This is a genomic window from Paenibacillus sp. FSL H8-0537, assembly GCF_038051995.1.
Taxonomy (GTDB): domain Bacteria; phylum Bacillota; class Bacilli; order Paenibacillales; family Paenibacillaceae; genus Pristimantibacillus.
Map to the genome: position 1 here is coordinate 6,737,333 of NZ_CP150290.1, position 18,159 is coordinate 6,755,491.

General features: G+C 51.6%; 12 protein-coding genes. 3 read left to right on the plus strand and 9 right to left on the minus strand.

What is annotated here, in order from left to right:
* Positions 1 to 149: 149 nt before the first annotated feature.
* The 4 genes from MHB80_RS28525 to MHB80_RS28540 form a co-directional block, all read right to left on the minus strand.
* A complete protein-coding gene (locus MHB80_RS28525; RefSeq protein ID WP_341280082.1) occupies positions 150 to 2,207 on the minus strand; it encodes a methyl-accepting chemotaxis protein in 2,058 nt (685 codons plus the stop codon).
* A gap of 196 nt (positions 2,208 to 2,403) precedes the next feature.
* Positions 2,404 to 3,741: an extracellular solute-binding protein gene (locus MHB80_RS28530; RefSeq protein WP_341280083.1), complete on the minus strand. Its 1,338-nt coding sequence runs from the start codon at positions 3,739 to 3,741 to the stop codon at positions 2,404 to 2,406.
* 130 nt (positions 3,742 to 3,871) lie between these two features.
* Positions 3,872 to 5,581, minus strand: a complete 1,710-nt coding sequence (locus MHB80_RS28535) for a response regulator (RefSeq protein ID WP_341280084.1) — start codon at positions 5,579 to 5,581, stop codon at positions 3,872 to 3,874.
* Positions 5,578 to 7,422 (minus strand): histidine kinase, encoded by a 1,845-nt coding sequence (locus tag MHB80_RS28540; RefSeq protein ID WP_341280085.1) that lies wholly within the window; start codon positions 7,420 to 7,422, stop codon positions 5,578 to 5,580. The genes MHB80_RS28535 and MHB80_RS28540 overlap by 4 nt, the downstream gene beginning before the upstream one ends.
* A gap of 197 nt (positions 7,423 to 7,619) precedes the next feature.
* On the opposite strand from MHB80_RS28540, the gene MHB80_RS28545 reads away from it, so the two are divergent.
* Both MHB80_RS28545 and MHB80_RS28550 read left to right on the plus strand, forming a co-directional pair.
* Positions 7,620 to 8,510, plus strand: a complete 891-nt coding sequence (locus MHB80_RS28545) for a sugar ABC transporter permease (RefSeq protein WP_341280086.1) — start codon at positions 7,620 to 7,622, stop codon at positions 8,508 to 8,510.
* Positions 8,510 to 9,343, plus strand: coding sequence for a carbohydrate ABC transporter permease (locus MHB80_RS28550; RefSeq protein ID WP_341280087.1), 834 nt, complete (start codon positions 8,510 to 8,512; stop codon positions 9,341 to 9,343). Before MHB80_RS28545 ends, MHB80_RS28550 begins: the two co-directional genes overlap by 1 nt.
* 462 nt (positions 9,344 to 9,805) lie before the next feature.
* On the opposite strand, the gene MHB80_RS28555 is transcribed toward MHB80_RS28550, so the two are convergent.
* The 3 genes from MHB80_RS28555 to MHB80_RS28565 form a co-directional block, all read right to left on the minus strand.
* Positions 9,806 to 11,587 carry a hypothetical protein gene (locus MHB80_RS28555; RefSeq protein WP_341280088.1) on the minus strand — a complete coding sequence of 594 codons (1,782 nt, stop codon included), beginning with the start codon at positions 11,585 to 11,587 and terminating at the stop codon, positions 9,806 to 9,808.
* Between the two features lie 128 nt (positions 11,588 to 11,715).
* A complete protein-coding gene (locus tag MHB80_RS28560; protein WP_341280089.1) occupies positions 11,716 to 12,231 on the minus strand; it encodes an effector binding domain-containing protein in 516 nt (171 codons plus the stop codon).
* A gap of 165 nt (positions 12,232 to 12,396) precedes the next feature.
* Positions 12,397 to 13,329 carry a YafY family protein gene (locus MHB80_RS28565; RefSeq protein ID WP_341280090.1) on the minus strand — a complete coding sequence of 311 codons (933 nt, stop codon included), beginning with the start codon at positions 13,327 to 13,329 and terminating at the stop codon, positions 12,397 to 12,399.
* Positions 13,330 to 13,454: 125 nt separating this feature from the next.
* On the opposite strand from MHB80_RS28565, the gene MHB80_RS28570 reads away from it, so the two are divergent.
* Entirely contained in the window at positions 13,455 to 14,174 is a 720-nt protein-coding gene (locus MHB80_RS28570; RefSeq protein WP_341283108.1) for a 3-ketoacyl-ACP reductase, read from the plus strand.
* A 255-nt stretch (positions 14,175 to 14,429) separates the two neighbouring features.
* Here the strand turns inward: MHB80_RS28570 and MHB80_RS28575 are convergent, their stop codons facing one another.
* The gene (locus MHB80_RS28575) at positions 14,430 to 15,215 is read right to left on the minus strand and encodes an ankyrin repeat domain-containing protein (RefSeq protein WP_341280091.1); all 786 of its coding nucleotides are present in this window, start codon (positions 15,213 to 15,215) and stop codon (positions 14,430 to 14,432) included.
* A 383-nt stretch (positions 15,216 to 15,598) separates the two neighbouring features.
* Positions 15,599 to 18,127, minus strand: coding sequence for a glycoside hydrolase family 3 N-terminal domain-containing protein (locus MHB80_RS28580; RefSeq protein WP_341280092.1), 2,529 nt, complete (start codon positions 18,125 to 18,127; stop codon positions 15,599 to 15,601).
* Positions 18,128 to 18,159: the final 32 nt, after the last annotated feature.

Consider the following 18,159-nt stretch of genomic DNA (forward strand, 5'->3'; position numbering starts at 1 on the left):
GGCAGGCAACTAGCGCACACGCTTCAACCCGATATTTATCGATTATTGTTATATTATAGCTTATTTTCACCCGCTATGAGTTCCTTTATTTAGGCGAACCAAACACCCCTGTTCTACTAATAGAACAGGGGTGTTTGTGAACTGTATCGTTATTCTACTTTAAATTCGCCAGCTGCTTGTGCCAGCTCATTGCTCAAGCTTTCGATCGTTTCAACCATCTCCGCAAGGTTCTGTACCATTGCCGATTGCTCCTGTACCGTTGCTGTTACTTCCTCCACGGAAGCGGATACCTGCTCGCCGGAAGCCGACAAGCTTTGCGCTGCGCCAAGCACGCCTTCTTTATCCTGCTCTATCGCTTTCAGCTGGACAGCAATCGTCTTGACCTGCTCAATAATTTCGCGAATATTATCGGTAATGTAGCCGAAGGTTTGCTGCGTCTGCTGCACACTGCTGTTATGCTGCTCCGAAATGGACTCTATCGCCTTCACACTGTGGTCGCTTCGCTCTACGTATCCAATCGTCTGAGCGACGATTTTATTAATATCTTGGGATTGCAGCGACGTCTGCTCCGCCAGCTTGCGAATTTCCGAGGCGACGACCGCAAAGCCGCGGCCCTGCTCTCCTGCTCTTGCCGCTTCAATGGAGGCATTCAGCGCAAGCAGCTGCGTCTGATTAGCAATGTCGGAAATAGCTCCCGTAATTTGGCGGATGCCCGATGAGCTTTCCGCCAGCTGCGCGGTTACCTCAGAAATGTTGCGCACCTCCAGCTCGCTGCGATGGTTGATTTCCACCAAAGCCTCAATAACCTCATAGTTGGCTTTGAATACTTGAGCTACGGAATCTGCTTTCGTTCTAATTTCCTGCGACTTGCTGCTTACGTCAGCAATTTTGTCGCCGACCTCCATGAACTTATCGACGATCGATTCTGTATCGTTAGCCTGCGACTCCATCGCCTTGGCGATTTCCTGCGTCGTAGTCGACGTCTCGGCGATCGAAAGATTCGTTCTTTTGGACGTCTCTTCAAGCTCTGACATGCTGTTTTGCAAGACGGCAATCGAGCTGTTCATGCTCGTAATAAGCTGCTTGTTGCGTGAGACCATGACATCAAAGCTATCAGCAAGAACCTTGAACTCCCCACTGTATTTTCCAGCAGCCACCACGGTCAAATCGCCTGAGGCCAGCTTCTTGAATAAGGTCGTCAAGCGGCTGACTGGCTTCGTAATCAATAGGGATATCCCGATACCAACGGCAATGGAAATAGCAATGGCAAAAAGCAATACGATGAGCATCTGCTCCATCATTTGATTCAATGGTTTATTTACGTCGCTAGACGCGTCCTCAATAATAATGGACCAGTCCGCAATCGGCGTTTTGGAGTAGAAGGCGACCTTATCCGGGAATAATAGCTCATTTTTCATTATTTCCTTGCTTGGCGGCAGCTCCAGCACCGCCTTATAATCTTCGGTTTCAAGCACCGTACCAACGAGCGCCTCATCCCCCGAATGATAGATAACCATACCAACGCGATCTAAAATAATGACTTTGCCCTCGTCATTAATTTTTACATTTTGCAATTTATTGACGAAGAAATCAGTAACGAGCGTAACGGCAACAACGCCTTGAACGGCACCCTGCTTGTCCATAATAGGAGCGGCAAGCACGGTTACCAAGTTGCCGGTGGATTTGGACACCAGCGCATCGCTCACCGCAGCCTTCCCTTTAATCGCCTGCTGAAAATAATCACGGTCCGAGCGGCTGCTGTTCAATACAGATTCGTTGCTGCTGGCGACAATCAAACCATTTTTGTCCAAAACCAAAATGGTTTCCGTTCCCTGCATGCCTTGAATACTCGTAGTTAATCGTTCATTTACGCTCGTTAAAGCCGTATTGTCAGCTGTGAAAAACTGCTCCTCCGCTACCGAGCTGCTATTGTGCAAACTAACAATATCAAGGATGGGGGCCTGAACCGACAGCAAAAATACGGATTGCTGCGCCAGCTCAATCGACGAATACAGCCCTTCTCCGATGCGATCGGAGGTAGAACGAATTTCATCCTTGCTCTTATCAATTGTAATTTCCGCTGCGATGCGATAGCTTAAAATGCCCGTTGCCGCAAGCACGATACATACCAGCAAGCAGATCATGACGGGGAGCTTAACGCGAAATGACAGATTAGTTAAAAATTTCAATGGACTAGATGCTTTCATCTCGTCACTCTCCTCTAGCTTAAAGTAAACCCTTTTACCTAGTTATATCGGTTAACTCAAGAAGGATAGTAAGCGCCAAGCCCATTAATTAAAACATTTTTTGTAGAATAGTCTTGCCATTTCATAGCGCTATTCAACACGTCATTTCATAAAAAAAACACAGGGAACGCTTTCGTCCCTGTGCTTAGCCGCTTGCTTACATCGAGGAGCCGAATTGAATCCACGCTTGCTGGATTTCGGTAATCGTCTGCTCCTTCGTTTTTCCGCCACTAATGTAGCTCTGCATCAGCTCGCCAAATTTTTGATGGAACGTGTCGAGGGAATAGTTGACCGACAGATCGCCGGATTTCTCCGTCTTCAAAATCTCTTCCATCTGCTTCGGCATATCTAGATCCGGCAGCGCTGCATCTTTAATCGGCGGAATAACCTTCGCGACTTCCGAGAACCATTTTTTACCGTAGTCGGAGGTATACAGCCAGTTGAAAAATGCAATTGTTTCCGCCGCAACAGCGGAATCCTTGTTGATGCGCAGCGCCTGATCAGCTCCCGTTACAAGCAGCGCTTGCTCTGGCTTGTCGCTGACCGGATAGCCTGCGATGCCGATCTCGATGTCAGGTGTAATTTTTTTGATCGCTTCCTCGTCCCATGCGCCCTTGCCCGTCATGAAGGCCGCTTTGCCTGAAGCAAAGTCACTTACTTCGGCGTTGCTGTCACGCTCCAGCGGCTTGTCTGTCCCGTGCTTCACAGTCAGATTGATGAAATTAAAGAAATTGTCGCTCAGCATAGGATGGTCTTTAAAGGTCGTTTCACCCGCGATGAACTGACCCACCAGCTCTTTCGGCGTGGTGCCCGCATCTTCCGCTGCTGCGTTGACGAAGTTTTGGAAAATATGCTTCCATACCCACCACTCTTTGTAGGCGTTGGCAAATGGCGTGATGCCCTTCGCTTCCAGCTTGCCAACCGCATCCTCAAGCTCTGCCGTCGTCTTCGGAGCGGCAGTAATGCCCGCGTCCGCGAGCAGCTTTTTATTATAAATCATCATCATTAAATTGCCCTTGACCGGAAGTCCAAGCACCTTGCCGTCGCTCGAGGTCATATTAACACGTACCGCATCCGTCATAGCTGCCGCAAGCGGCTCATTCGTCAAATCTGCGCTGTATTCGGCAAAGGTGTCAATGTCGCCGCCCGCTGTCGTCTGGAATACATCCGGCGTGCTTCCGGCTGCGATTTTCGACTTTAGCACCGTATTGTAATCGGCTTGCATAATTTCCAGGTTGATCGTGACGTTCGGCTTTACTTTTTTGTATTCGGCAATGTAAGCATTAAACGCATCGGTATATTCGGGAGAAGCGGTGAACATGTTGATCGTAACCGGCTTAGCCTCATTCGCAGCGCCGCCAGCCTCGGCTGTGCTGCTCGCTTCCGGCGTATTGCCGCTGTTGCTCGTGGTGCTGCCATTGCCGCTGCCGCAAGCAGCCAGCATGACCGAAGCCAGGACGATACTGGTGGACATGGACATGATTTTTTTGAACATGGTAGGGCCCCCATTTCTTTTCGCTTGGAATACAAGTCTTCGCTGCTTATTCTAAAGAAAAGGATAGGAGATAAACATGCAGATAAGTGGTGTATTAAGGGTAAAAAAGTGGTATATGGCTGTGGGCTCCCTAACCATTCCCCTTGCTGCTCCGATATTCCGAAGGCGACAGGCTGTAATAATTGCGGAACGCCTTGCTGAAATAGTTGTTGTCCTTGTAGCCGAGCAGCTCGGAAATATCTTGAATTTTGAGCGCCGAATCGTCCAGCAGCTCCCGCGCTTTATCCATCCGCACCTTCTGTACATATTCATGAATGCCGCAGCCAAACTGCTGCTTGAACAGCTTCATCAAATACTCGCGGCTGAGAAAATATTTATCGGTATATAGCGAGATTTTAATATCCTCAAAATAATAACGGTCGATATGGGCTTTAATATCGGCAATATCGAACGGCTTCTGCACAGCCTGCGCTGCCCTCAGCTGCTCATGGTAGAAGCTTAGCAGCCGCTGAAGCAGCGCGGCGAACTGCTCGAAGGTGGCAAAATCGAGCGAAAGCCCCCAGCTGCGCAAGCTCTCCTCGCTGCCGGCCGGCAGCCGCTCCTGCGGAACGCCAAGCGCAAGCGACAGGTCGCCAAGCAGCACGATGCCCTCGCGAATGATGCGATCGGCCTCGCCCAAGCTCAGCTTGTCCGCCTCCTGCCAGCTGCGGGCCAGCTCGCTGATGATGCTGCTCGCCTGCTGAAGATTGTCGCCCGCCAGCGCTTGGCGGATGACCGCCATACGCCCTGGCAGCGACAGCCCCTCCTTCGGCTGCCGCTTCTCTGTACCCGTAGCAGCCGCTCCTGACGTGCGGCTACCGCCACCATTGCCGCTGCCGCGATGATCAGCCGCGGCAGCTCTAACAGCTGCTGCTCCATTCATGCGCAGCAGGTCCATCTCACCCAGCGCTGTGCGCGCTTCTTCGAAGGAGGCGGCCATGTCCAGCGCCTCCATTACCGGGCCGCCGATGCCTGCGGCGACCCTAATGCCGAATAGCCGCTGGAGCGTAGCGGCTATTGCATTCACCTGATGCAGCGCCCGATAGGCTGCATCGGCTGCACCCCCGCCATTCATGGTCAGAATGGCGAACAGCTCGCGCTCCTGCTTCGGATTCGCGAAGCTGAACGCTTGAAAGTGCGCGCCCGCCACCTCATTGACGACGTTGCTGACGGCGAAATGCAGCAGCTCCGTATCGCCGTGGAAGCGGCTGCGCCTGACCTGGTCTAGATTCAAAATGCGCAGCAGCACAACGACGAAGCGATTGGCCTTGTCGTCCGCGCCAATGAGCGGCAGAAACGCTTCATTCGCCTGCTGCTTAAAGCTGCGTTCGAGAATGGACAAATACATCTTCTCCTTGAGCCCTGGCAGCGACAGGTTGAGGGTAATATTTTGCGCAATAAAATCGCTCTCCTGCCTGCGCTTCGCCTCCAGCACATCCATTGCCTTGCGCAGCGCCTGATTCAGCTCTGTCCGGTTTACGGGCTTGAGCAAATAATCGACGACTTTGGAGCGAATCGCCTGCCGCGTATATTCAAAGTCGTTGTAGCCGCTGACGACAATGGTCAGCAGCCCCGGGTACTGCTGCTCCACGGTTTGCAGCAGCTCCGCTCCGTTCAGGCCAGGCATCTTCATATCGACGATAGCCAGGTCCACTTTATGCTCCGCAAGCATGCGCAGTCCGCTTAACCCATCTGCAGCCTCCAGCACCTGCTCCACGCCAAGTCCATCCCAGTCGCCAAGCAGCCTAATGGCTTCGCGCAGCGGCTCTTCATCATCTATGATCAGCACCGTATAATTCATGAACCGTTCCCTCCTCGCCGGGGCAGCCGCATCGCCAGCTCCGTCCCCGCTTGATCGCTCTTAATGAGCAGCTCAGCCTCTTCCCCATACAGCAGCTTCAGCCTCGTGTAAAGGTTGACGAGCCCAATGTTGTCGCTCTCCCGCTGGCCCCATTCGCGCCGCAGCGAAGCCTCCACCTGCCCCAGCCTGCCTTGCGTAAAGCCCGGCCCGTCATCCTGAACAGCGATCAGCGCTGTTCCGTCCTCTTGAATGGACGCCTTAATGCCAATGGTGACGGTGCTTGTTACCTTCTCCAGCCCATGCTTGATCGCGTTCTCGACCAGCGTCTGCACCGAAAGCTTCGGAATCTCAAGCTCCATCAGCGCTTCCTCCCACTCATAGACGACCTGCAATCTGGCGCCGAACCGCGCCGTTTGCAGCGCCATATAACACTCAATATGCTTCAGCTCCTCGCGCGCAAACACAATATCCTTCCCGCTGATGCAATAGCGGAACGTCAGCGCCAACGCATCGATCATATCCGCGACGTCATATGTTTGATGCTTGAGCGCTTTCGTGGAGATCGCTTGCAGCGCATTATACAGAAAATGCGGATTGATCTCCGCCTCCAGCGCCTTTAAAATCGCATGGTTTTCCGCCAGCTTCATCTTGTAGCGCTCATTAATCAGCTCATTCGTCCGCCTGACCATCAAATTGAAATGGCGCGATAAATAAGCAATTTCATCGCGGCCCTTCACCTCGGCCTCCGCGTCAAAGCTGCCTGCGCTGAATCGGCTCATTTGGCGGGATAATTTCTTGAGAGGCTTTGTGATAGCGCTCGACATCAAGCTGACGAGCACAACTGCGAGCAGCAAAAACAGCACGCCAATGGCATAGTTCAGGTTGCGCGTCTTCGTCGCGGCCTCATAAATTTGTGAATAAGGAATCGGCTTAATCAGCTTCCAGCCGCTTTTCTCCGCTACATTGTAAATAATTAAATATTTTTGCTCCCTCTGCAACCAAGTAAACGGCCCCGCTCCGCCATCTAGCTTTTGCAGCACACCTGCTTCCCGCAGCTCCGTGTAGAACGCTTCATCATCCAGCTCAAAAGGCTCATTATCCGGGCTGACATACAGCAAATGCTGGCCTTCGCTAAACGGTATATCCTTCACAATCTCGTCCTTGACTGAAGCGTTGTAATAAAAAGAAAGCACCGCCTGCGGCTTGCGCGTCTTAATCGAACGCATGACCCGGTGATACGCCATAAAGCTGGCCTGCTGAATTTCGGCGGAATAGCCAAAATCCGCCTCCGCACCTGGTCCCGACAGCGATTGATACGCTTGATTGCTCGGATCTGCCATCGCCTTGGCATACCATGGCTGCTCCGCAATGACGGTGTTCGTTCCCGTCCGCACCGTTATATTGTAATTTTCTCTCGTTATCGCATAATACTTCTGCTTCTCTACGACATACAAGTAGATAGCCTCCAAGTCGCTGCGGGAATAAAACAGATTGCGCAAATAATTTTCAACATACATCTTGGAGGAATAGTCCTCTGACTCGTGCATAATGGCATAGGTAATTTCATCGTAGCCGATTTGCGGCAAGGAAATTTGCTCGATGCCCTTCAGATAATCCTCTAAATTGCGGCCAACGAGCAGCAAGTTGTTCGTTGTACTATCGATGCTGTTGCCGACCGATTCCTTCTCAAGCATCTGGTAGGAGATGAAGTTAAGCGAAGCCACAACCAGTACAATGACGCCCGTAAACAGTAAAATCAGCTTATTGACCAGCCTTCTGGCAACCAGCTCCCGCCAAAAAGAAAGCAGCTCCCACACCTTGCCCGCAATCGCTTTCATCATCGTTTCACGCTCCGCATACAGTTCACCTTTTTACCCCTAACTGTTTTCTATAATCCATTTAGACGGGCAACCGTCTGCTCTATAATACACATTAAAGCTAGATTGGAAAATGCTTTTTCCAGCGTAAGCGGCTGGCGCCATCCTCTGGCTGCGAGGCTCGCAAGCGTGGATGAAATAGACGAATTGGGGTGCATCATATGTTCAAAGCATTAGGTAAAAAATGGGGCGGAAAGCTGGAATTCACCTTGTTCAGCCTGCCTGTACTGATTTGTATTGCCATTGCCTTTTATATTCCTTTTGCCATGACCATCCGTTATTCCTTAACCAAATGGAACGGCATTTCCAAGCATCCGAAATTTATTGGGCTCGATAATTTCAAGCAAATTTTTCTGAATGATGCGAATTTCACCAGCTCGGCGTGGTTTACGATTAAATACGCCGTGCTGTACATCGTGCTTGTCAATGTGCTGGCGATTGGGCTTGCGGTTCTGCTCGACATGAAGCTGCGCACGACCAATTGGCTGCGGGCCGCTTTCTTTATTCCGTACATTTTGAGCCTCGTCATCGTCGGCTTCATCTGGAAGTTTATTTTCATGCAGGGCTTTGAATCACTGGGAGAAAGTACGGGCTGGGGAATTTTTGATTTAAGCTGGCTTGGCACGCCGGGGCTTGCCTTTGTTTCGATTTTGCTCGTATCGATCTGGCAATCGATTGGCTTCTACCTCGTTATCTATATCGCGGGACTGCAATCGGTGCCGGGAGATTTGAAGGAGGCCGCAACGGTAGACGGCGCGGGACCGCTGCGCACCTTTTTCAACATTACACTGCCCCTGCTCGCCCCTTCGATTACGATTGCCGTCTTTATGGCGCTGACAAATTCGATCAAGGTGTTTGATGTCATTTTGTCGCTGACGGGCGGCGGGCCGGGCGGCTCGACCTACAGCATCGCCTATGACATTTACCGCGATACGTTCCAGAACAATTTGTATGGCTACGGTACGGCGAAAGCGCTCATTCTGTTCGTTGCCGTGCTGTTCATTACGATCATTCAATTAACGCTGTTCAAGCGCCGGGAGGTAGAGGCCTAATGAGAAAAAATCGCCCAGTCGGACGCTACGCACTGGAAGCCGTCATGCTTCTGCTCTCTCTGCTGTTTCTATACCCGCTGTTTCTGGCCATTAACAACTCGTTCAAAAGCTTTGGAGAAGTGATGAGCGACGTTATCGCGCTGCCTGAGAAAATTATTTTTGAAAACTATGCTTATGTGTGGCAGTTTATCAATTACCCGAAGCTGTTCATGAACAATCTGGTCATTACAATTGTTGGCCTTGCAGGTATTATTCTCGTCTCATCTATTGCTGCCTATAAGCTGGCGCGTACAAAAACGCGGATGAGCGGCCTGATCTATCTGCTCTGCATTATGCCGATGCTCATTCCGTTCCAGTCGATTATGCTGACGGTGCTCCAATTCGCTAAACAGCTGCATTTGTCGGAGAGTACCTGGGGACTTGGCGTGCTGTATTGGGGCTTTGGCGCTCCGCTTGCTGTCTTTATTTATCACGGCTTCGTGAAAGGCATCCCGCAGGAAATCGACGAAAGCGCGACGATGGATGGCGCATCTGGCTTTCGGCTGTTTTTCCTCGTTATTTTCCCGCTGCTGCAATCGGTCACGACGACCATCATTATTATTGATGTAATGTGGATCTGGAATGACTTCCTGCTGCCGCTGCTTATGGTGAACGGCTCGCCGGATACGAAGACGCTGACGCTTGCGGCCTACACGTTCGTCGGCCAATATACATCCGACTGGCAATATGCAATGACCGCCATGGTTATGGCCGTGCTGCCTTCGATTATCGTCTTTATTTTTCTGCAAAAATACATCGTCAAAGGCGTCGTTGCCGGAGCGGTGAAAGGCTAAAAACAAGGGGCCTTAAAAAAATTAAAGCCTATTCCATCAAGCGGATAGGCTTTTTGCTCGTTTATAAAAAGTATTTCAATTACAATATTATTATAGAAGAATCATTTTATCCATCTCATTATGAAAGGGGCTGCCGCCGCTAGCGATGAGCATAGCATCCGCTTTTATAACGCAAAGGTTGCCGACATTCAGCAGCGTCACACGCTATTCTCCCGTCCAAACCATCCTTTGTTTGCCGATGCTCCCCCATCCTATCATGAGTTTGTTGCCTACGTTTCGGCTGTTGTGCCAGAGGATGTAAACCCTGATTACTTGCTTATGGCTCTGAACAATCAGGAGGTTTATCCCGACCTATGCCAGCTGCTATTAAATCAAAAATAAAGCCTTTCTTAACGACTCCAGCCTGCTGAATGAGTCCGCGACAGCAGACCGACCCTATTATTTAAGCTTGGCACTCTATCGTTAGCTGAAAAACCGCACCTTGCCTCTAAAGGCGATGGCGCAGGCGGCTCTGTCGTCAGCAAGCACGCTGGCATTTTGCAACATGGCTGTGGAATTGTGCCACTGGCAAGGGTCGAGCCTTTTTAGCTGCTCCAGTGTACTCAGCCTGCGGATTTCCAAGAGCGGGCCGGTTAGCACCCATAGCTCATCGTTTTGTTCATGAATAGCAAGCTTAGAAGCGACGGACCGCTCAATGGCGGCCGTATGCAGCTGCTGTGCCCGCTCCACATCCCAAACGCTGAGCAATCCATGTTTCCAACGGCTATGATCCTCCGCCGAAATGAGCGTTGCTCCATCTTCGCTGAACGTTATCGCACTGACCGTAACACCTTCCTCCAGTACAATCGCCCGCCGCTGAATCGTATAGACGCCGCCCCACTCACTCATGCTGATTATTTTAATCGTATGATCGCTTGCCGGATAAGCAAGCATGGAGCTGCCATGTGCAAAAGCAATCGTATTCGCAAGCGCCATGCGACCATGATCCTGCACCGTCACAAAATCATGATCGAAATATACAATACTGCGGCTATTCAGCTCCCATACAGCAACCTCTTGGCCAATAACGCCGACCGCCAGCATCCGCTCATCCTCGCTGAAGGCAACCGCACCGATTCGCCCTTCGCGAAACGCATGCTGCAGCACACACTGTCCACTGCTTGTTTCTATAACAAATACGGTGTGGAAACACGACATATCCACCTCATCTACAAATGGAAGCACATCGCCCTCGGCCACCGGCATAACGACGGCATAACGGCCATTGCCGCTAAAGCTGACATGCGTATAAAAGCTCTGATCAAGCGCATCACGAAGCGGCTCCTGTATGTCAGCACAGAACTCCCAATGCTGCTCCGGCTTCCCGCTATGTACATGAAAGAGATCTACAACGCCAATTCCACTGCCAATCGCCAGCAGACTGGAGTCGGGACTAAAACACAACGCAGCCCTATCTGCTGCAGCTTTGCTTTCAGTACGATTACCCACAGCTTCCCCATCTCCTCTGTCGATTACAGCTTGAAGCTGGCCATCCGCTGTATGCCACACGCGGACGATGCCGTCATTATAGAGGACGGCTGCCAAGCTGCCCTCGGCATTCAGCGCGAGCTCGCAGATGCCGCTTTCTTGCCCCGCTGCAAGCTCCCCGAATTGCTGGAAGGTTGAGCGGCTGCGATCAAGCTGCTCCCACTCCATCCGTGCTTCGCGAATGACAATCCACTGCTCCAATTCGTCTAGCCGCTCTGCTACGAACGGCGTGCAGTCTTCCTCTCGCTTAGCCAAATTCAGCTTCTCTCCCGCATCCACCACGTTGTAATCTTCGTAGTCCATTAGCGAAAAATAATAATAAATCGCCGCCCGCAGCTGTGTATCAAGCTGTGCGCCATACTCCATCAGCCTGGCGAAGCCGCGCCCTGCTGCAAGCTTGCTCCCCAGCGCGTAATCCAGCGCTGACCGAATGAAATTCAGCTGATAATTGGCCGTATAGCTGTGATTATAAATACCATTCCACGTATACAGCAGCGATTGAAGCGCTGGGTAATGCGCCTCTGCTTCCTCCGCATGCCCGCTGTAAAGCTGCGCTTCTACATATAAGTACAGCGTATCAAAGCCTTCTTGGCAGCCCGCTTCACTTCTAATATCAGCGGGAATGGCTACCGCCTCCTGCAACGCTTGAATGGACCGATGAAATTCACCGGTCCTGTTCCATTTTTTTATTTGCTCCAGCTTGCTTCTGTTGATCATTCGCCTTCCCCTTCCAATCTAACCGTTATCCTCTCCTCTCGCACAAAAAAAGGAACGGCGATCCATCCAGTGACGGGGCATGCGGCATTTACATGACGCATTCTCGGCTAACGAACGCTTAACAGCATTCAGCCTTTAATGGCGATATAAATACGAACGGCTGCTTCCCCATCCTGATAATCATTTTTATCATATCGCTCAAAATCACCCGTATACGCCCGCTGCTCGGCAGCTGTCTCATAATAAGCCCAAATTTCCTGCCAAGCCTCGATGACGACCTGCGGCATAGGCCCTCTCCTCGTCTCAAAAACCCGGTACATAGAGCTAGGCACAACAATTTGCTGTATATTTGCTGCGGCAGATGCCCCTGTTGTTTCTGTTGTCATGGGCAGGTCTAAATCATAGGCATGTCCGATGAAAGCCGTGTAAGCGCCGCTCGCATCCGTTTCATAGTCCGTATATACCCCATAAATAAAATCGTCTTGAGCTTGAGCCTCATTGGAGTGCGTGCCCGCCAGCTGAAAATACTGTGTCCAGAGCGCAGGAATTCGCCCATTCGGCCCCGCTTCCTCCTGATTTGTTGTCCGAACGCCGAAGCCCGCCAGTTTCAAGGTCCCTTGCTGTTCCACTATCGATTTCATCATGTCATTTCCTCTTTTCCATAAGCACAGCGGCTAAGGTGCGAGCCATGCACCATGCTTACTTAGATTTACCCAAAGCTTATCGCATCTTATCAGACAGCTATATGTCCGGATTCAATTTGCAAGGTGAAACGGCTGTCGCCTCCCTTTGGCGGCGTTGCTACTAAATTAATAGCTTTCAAAGATAAGCCGTGCCCGACGCTTCACTTCTTCAGCGGCATGAACGGGAGCCAGCACCTTAACATGCTGGCAGAAGCTCAGCAGCAAGCCATAAAACCACTCATCCAGCGAAAAAGAACCCGCCACCTGCAAGCTGCCATCCGCTAGCTCGGTAATTAATACGCTTGGAAAAGCATCATATACCCGATGCTTGACCTGCGGCTGAAAGTGCAGAAGCATTTGCGTCTCCTGATCTGCTCCCCAGTCGCTGCGCCAGATCAGCCCTTCCAGCTGCGGCGACTGCCGCGGCTCGAAGCGTTCCAGCCTTAGCGACAGACTGAGTATGCGCGTCAAACGAAACATGCGAAAGCCCTGCTTCCCCCGGCAATACGCCTGCACATACCACACGGACCCTTTCATGATGAGCGCTGCCGGCTCAACCTCCCGCTCGCTTTCGGTCCCGGCCGAGCTGGCATAACGCAGGCAAGCCACCTTGCCTTCTGTAATCGCTTGTTGGAGCAAGGCCAGCTTGGGCTTCAAATCCAGTCCCGATCCCCATGATTGCAGATCAAACACCAGCTCCTCGCCCTGCCTGGCTTGCTCCTCATGCGCTGCTTGAGGCAGCAGCGCATTCACTTTGGCGAGCAGCTCATGATAGGCTTGATCATCTAGAGCTGAGGCAATTCCCTTCACTGCAGCAAGCAGCGCCTTCCATTCCTTCGCGCTTGCAAGCTGCCGATTTAACGTGTATTGCTCCATAATTTCGTAACCGCCGGCTGCACCATGATGCGAGACCACAGGAATGCCAGCTAGACTCAGCGTATCCATATCACGGTAAATCGTTTTGATTGATACTTCAAAACGCTCAGCAAGCTCGGTCGCATTCCAACGCTTTCTGCCGAGCAGCAGGACGACGATGCTGAGCAATCGATCTATTTTCATACGGACCCACCTGACTTGTAGCATTTGCCCGCTTATTGGGGCTTATTTGTATTCCGGTTATTGTCAGCTTTATAATGGAGAGGAGAAACGAGAAGCGATTTTCCTAATGAATGGAGAGATTAATGATGACACTAAGCGGAAAAACAGCGATCATTACCGGCGCGGGCAAAGGCATCGGACTTGCTATTGCCCATGCACTCGCGAAGGAGGGCGTAAGCCTTGGACTTATTTCCCGAACGGCATCCGATTTGGAGACGCTCGCCGATACGCTGAAAGCCAGCTATTCGATACAGGTCAGCCTTGCGGCTGCCGATGTATCGGTTAATCAAGAGGTTCAGGCAGCTGTCGCCTCGATTACCGAGCAGCTTGGCCCTATTGATATTCTAATCAATAATGCAGGCATTGCCAAATTCGGCACCGTGCTGGATATGGACCCAGAAGAGTGGAAGAGCATGATGGATGTTAATTTATTCGGCACCTACAATGTGACTCGCGCTGTACTGCCAGATATGATTGCCAGAAATAGCGGCGAAATTATTAATGTAGCCTCCACAGCGGGAGAGCGCGGCTTCGCAACGGGCTCGGCCTACTGCGCTTCCAAGTTCGCAGTGCTGGGCTTCACTGAATCGCTGCTGCAGGAGGTGCGCAAGCACAATATTCGCGTTACAGCTCTTACGCCAAGCACGGTCAATACCGAGCTGGCTACGAAAGCTGGCCTCAAAATCGGTGATGAGGACCGCATGATGCAGCCTGAGGATGTTGCAGCTTTGGCGCTTGCCGCTATATCGCTGCCGCCACGCGTCTTCATTAAGACGGCGGGTATTTGGACGACGAACCCGCAATAAAGTTATTGCAGCGAATGGGTTGGCATTGCCCAATGAAAATAAAGTTTTAGATTGAGATGCCTGATCTAGCGCGGTTTTTGAGAATAATAATCGCCAGACCTCAAAAATGAAGGATTAGACAGACCATACAAATGAAACAGCGGCGGACTAAGACTGAAGAAAGTCTTAGACTGCCGCTGTTCATATTGGGCTAACGTATTCGATAGCTTAATCCTAAGGAACTCTAGCTTGAGGCGCTACAACTATATTGATTCTTCACAATTCGCCGGCAGCTTTGGCGCCTTGGCTATGCAGCCAATGAACCAGATCAGCAGCAGAACTGCGCTGCGCCGCGTCCAGCGGGGTCAATCCATCCCAAACCGAAATCCAGTTCAGTTCAGCGCCTCGGCCGAGAAGGTACTCTGCAGTGCGCCGTTGTCCACCGTGGCAAGCGCACCAGAAGGCGACGGTAATCTTGTCCGGAGGTGAAGAGCGACTTGCTCCCCAAGGGTATCGTTCTGAAAGTGTGGAACCGGCGAAGTAAGCCTCAATTTCAGCCAATTGTCCTAGCGCAGCCGCATGCCAGAGTGCGATTTGCGCTCCACGTTCAACCAACCTATGCGCTGCCCGCCACTGTGCGAACGCTACTGCATCATCCAGCGGTGTACCGCCTGCGATCACTGCACCTGGCGCTTCGATATCGGCACCAGCATCAAGAAGCGCATCAAGCACTTTAATGTCATCGCAACTCGAAGCCCAATGAAGCGGCGTCTCGGTGTGCGATCCAGTGAACCGAGCATTCACCTCCGCACCAAACTCGATTAGCGTACTAACAGTAGCCGCACCGTTAGGAAAGTGACCGGGCCAGTCGGTCACGACATGCAAAAGTGTTCGAGACATTCCACAACTATTGTCTTCGTTGTTATTGTCTCTACCGATCATTCTTGCCGTAGCCAAGCCCGGATTCTCTTCAAGAAGTCGTTTCAACGATGGGATATCGCCAGTGTGGATCGCTTTAACAACGGTTACTGCCAGCGTTTCATCTTCGTAAATAAATTCCATATCCCAATCTCCTCACACACCTATATAATCAGTTCTATATCTGTCCTTCAAGAATTGTGTAACCATTTGAATTATATACTGTCTTAAATTTAAGCTCCGCAAATTCGCCGTACTTGAAGTATTCGTGGAAGGATAATAATGTCCTGCCCGTTAGCTTAACCCCCTATCCAATCTAAACCTTTATTTTCTTTTGATAGGCGCGTGTTGATACGGATATTCGCATCCGCGGCATGACTCCATTCGCACAATTGTGGGCTAAAATCATATAACGACGCAAAAAAAGACAAGGAGCGAGGGATTCACCCTCTTCCTTGTCTTTTTCATAGCTATCTTAGGCTGATGGCTCCACTTACACTAAACGTTATGCTTCCGCTTCCTTGAGGCTACGCGAGCCATTCAAACCCCGCTGTCAGCGTTTCTCTTGAGCTTCCGCCTACGTAAACCTTGAACTGCCCTGCTTCTATCTGCCAAATCATAGCTGCTGTTGTAAATTTCAAATGCTCCTCCGAAAGGGTAAAGACCGCTTTCCGGCTTTCTCCCGCTTCCAGCCACAGCTTCTGGAACCCTTTCAGCTCCTTCACCGGACGAACGACACTGCCGTGAACGTCCTGAACGTACAGCTGCACGATTTCTTCTCCAGCTCTGCTGCCTGTATTCGTCACCGTGACGGAGACCTCCAGCGTGTCGCCCACCCGCAGCTCAGAGCGGCTAAGCACAAGCTCTGAATAAGCAAATGCCGTATAGCTGAGGCCATAGCCAAATGGGTACAAGGGCTCATTCGGGCCATCCATGTATTTGGAAATAAACTTCTGGCCGCTGTTGCTCTCCGTAAGCGGACGGCCAGTTCGGAAATGATTGTAATACACAGGCACTTGGCCCGTCTTGTATGGAAAGCTCATCGTCAGCTTGCCCGATGGATTGTAATCGCCCAGAAGAACATCTGCTAAAGCATGCCCCGCTTGCGAGCCAAGGAACCAGCTTTCCACTATCGCAGCCATGTGGTTATCAAACCATTCCAGCACCAATGGACGGCCATTGGTCAAAATAAGCACGACCGGCTTGCCTGTCTGCGCAATTGCCTTAGCCAGCTCCAATTGGGCATCCGGCAGCGTCACATCCATACGAGATGCCGCCTCGCCAGACATATCGCTGCTCTCGCCCAACGCCAGCAGCACGATATCTGCTTTGCTCGCCTGCTCCAAGGCGCGCTCGATGCCTCCGGCCAGCGGCTCATGCACGCCGCAGCCTTCTGCATACAGCAGCTGCTCCGGTGCGAAGCCCTTCGCTGCCAAGCCTTGCAGCAGCGTCGCCGTTTCACTCGCGTAATTGGAAAACTGCCACGGCCCGAGCAAATCCCGGCTGGCCGCGAACGGCCCGATAACCGCCAGCTTGGAGCCATACGCAAGCGGCAGCACGCCGTTATTTTTCAGCAGCACAATGGATTTGCGGGCTACGTCACGACTTGCCTCCAAATGCTCAGGCGACAAATAATGCTTGTACGCTTCTTCTGGCCTCACATAACGGTAAGGAGCATCCATAATGCCTATTTTAAATTTATAGGTCAAAATCCGGCGCACCGCCGCATTCAACTGCTCCTCCGTCACCCTTCCTTCTGCCAGAAGCGCCGGAAGATGCTCCTCGTACAGCCTGGTCACCATTTCAATATCCATCGTTGCATGCAGCGCTTGCGCGGCAGCCTCTTTGCCGTTCTCGGCAGCGCCATGGACGACCAGCTCATCAATGGCCGCATAATCGGAGATGAGCATGCCCTCGAACCCAAGCTCCTCCCGCAGCAGATCACGCAATATGCGGGTATTTCCAGCAATCGGAATGCCATCGTACAAATTAAAAGCATTCATGACCGATCCGGCGCCGGCCTCAATGCCCGCACGGAAGGGCGGCAAAAACACGTCACGCAGCGTACGCTCGGAAATATCGACCGTATTGTAATCCCGGCCTGCCTCGGCCGCTCCATACGCGATAAAATGCTTCAAGCAGGCAATCATTGTATCCTGATCCAGCAGGCTTTCACCTTGAAATCCCTCTACCTGAGCTTTAGCAATGGCAGCGCCAAGATACGGGTCCTCGCCCGCTCCCTCAACTACCCTGCCCCATCTGGCATCGCGAGTAACATCGACCATTGGCGCATGATTATACGTAATGCCGGAAGCTGCGGCCTCCTTGGCCGCGATTGCGCAGGCTTTGCGAATCGCCTCCATATCCCAACTGCATGCCCAAGCTAGCGGCACTGGAAAAATCGTCTGATAACCGTGAATCACATCGGCATTAAACAACAGCGGAATACGGAGCGGCGACTGCTCGACCGCAATTCTTTGCAGCTCCAGTACCTGACTCATATCGAATGCGCCTAATATTGAGCCAATCTTCCCTTTTGCGATCAACACCTCAACCGGCTCGCTCTCCACATCGCCGCCGAACGAGAAGTTCGACGCTCCGACCTGGCTCATTTGTCCGATTTTCTCCTCCACGCTCATTCGTTCTAGCAGCAGCTCCACTTGCTCGGCGATTTCTGCCTCCGTTCGCTCTACGACTGTTCCGCCCTGCACCTCAGCAGCTCTCACTAAAAGGGAATCATTGCGAAAGGTCGGATGCCCTTTCTCCCCTTCGAGCGGAAAGGGACCGCCAAACGGTAAAGTCACCATGCCTGTGAGCGATGTTTCTCCAAATATAAGGTGAACCGTCATATTCGCTCCAAACATCGCCAGATGACCGGTTGCCTTAAGCTCATTGCCTTTGCTTCCTTCCGCCTTCAGGCCGCCTGCCTCAAAGCTGTATATGCCTGGTACCGAATGCACAGCAAGCCGATAATCGCCGTCCCATTCCTCTACCGTAAAAATAAACAGCGCGGAGCCTTCCCCTATTTTCACATGCCCATGCCATACGCCCTTCATCGCTATCGTCCTCTCTTCATTAAAAGTGCTGC

Excerpts from the sequence above, each read along its gene's own strand:
- MHB80_RS28525 (WP_341280082.1), bottom strand. The coding sequence starts at position 2,207 with ATGAAAGCATCTAGTCCATTGAAATTTTTAACTAATCTGTCATTTCGC.
- MHB80_RS28530 (WP_341280083.1), bottom strand. The coding sequence starts at position 3,741 with ATGTTCAAAAAAATCATGTCCATGTCCACCAGTATCGTCCTGGCTTCG.
- MHB80_RS28535 (WP_341280084.1), bottom strand. The coding sequence starts at position 5,581 with ATGAATTATACGGTGCTGATCATAGATGATGAAGAGCCGCTGCGCGAA.
- MHB80_RS28540 (WP_341280085.1), bottom strand. The coding sequence starts at position 7,422 with ATGATGAAAGCGATTGCGGGCAAGGTGTGGGAGCTGCTTTCTTTTTGG.
- MHB80_RS28545 (WP_341280086.1), top strand. The coding sequence starts at position 7,620 with ATGTTCAAAGCATTAGGTAAAAAATGGGGCGGAAAGCTGGAATTCACC.
- MHB80_RS28550 (WP_341280087.1), top strand. The coding sequence starts at position 8,510 with ATGAGAAAAAATCGCCCAGTCGGACGCTACGCACTGGAAGCCGTCATG.
- MHB80_RS28555 (WP_341280088.1), bottom strand. The coding sequence starts at position 11,587 with ATGATCAACAGAAGCAAGCTGGAGCAAATAAAAAAATGGAACAGGACC.
- MHB80_RS28560 (WP_341280089.1), bottom strand. The coding sequence starts at position 12,231 with ATGATGAAATCGATAGTGGAACAGCAAGGGACCTTGAAACTGGCGGGC.
- MHB80_RS28565 (WP_341280090.1), bottom strand. The coding sequence starts at position 13,329 with ATGAAAATAGATCGATTGCTCAGCATCGTCGTCCTGCTGCTCGGCAGA.
- MHB80_RS28570 (WP_341283108.1), top strand. The coding sequence starts at position 13,455 with ATGACACTAAGCGGAAAAACAGCGATCATTACCGGCGCGGGCAAAGGC.
- MHB80_RS28575 (WP_341280091.1), bottom strand. The coding sequence starts at position 15,215 with ATGGAATTTATTTACGAAGATGAAACGCTGGCAGTAACCGTTGTTAAA.
- MHB80_RS28580 (WP_341280092.1), bottom strand. The coding sequence starts at position 18,127 with ATGAAGGGCGTATGGCATGGGCATGTGAAAATAGGGGAAGGCTCCGCG.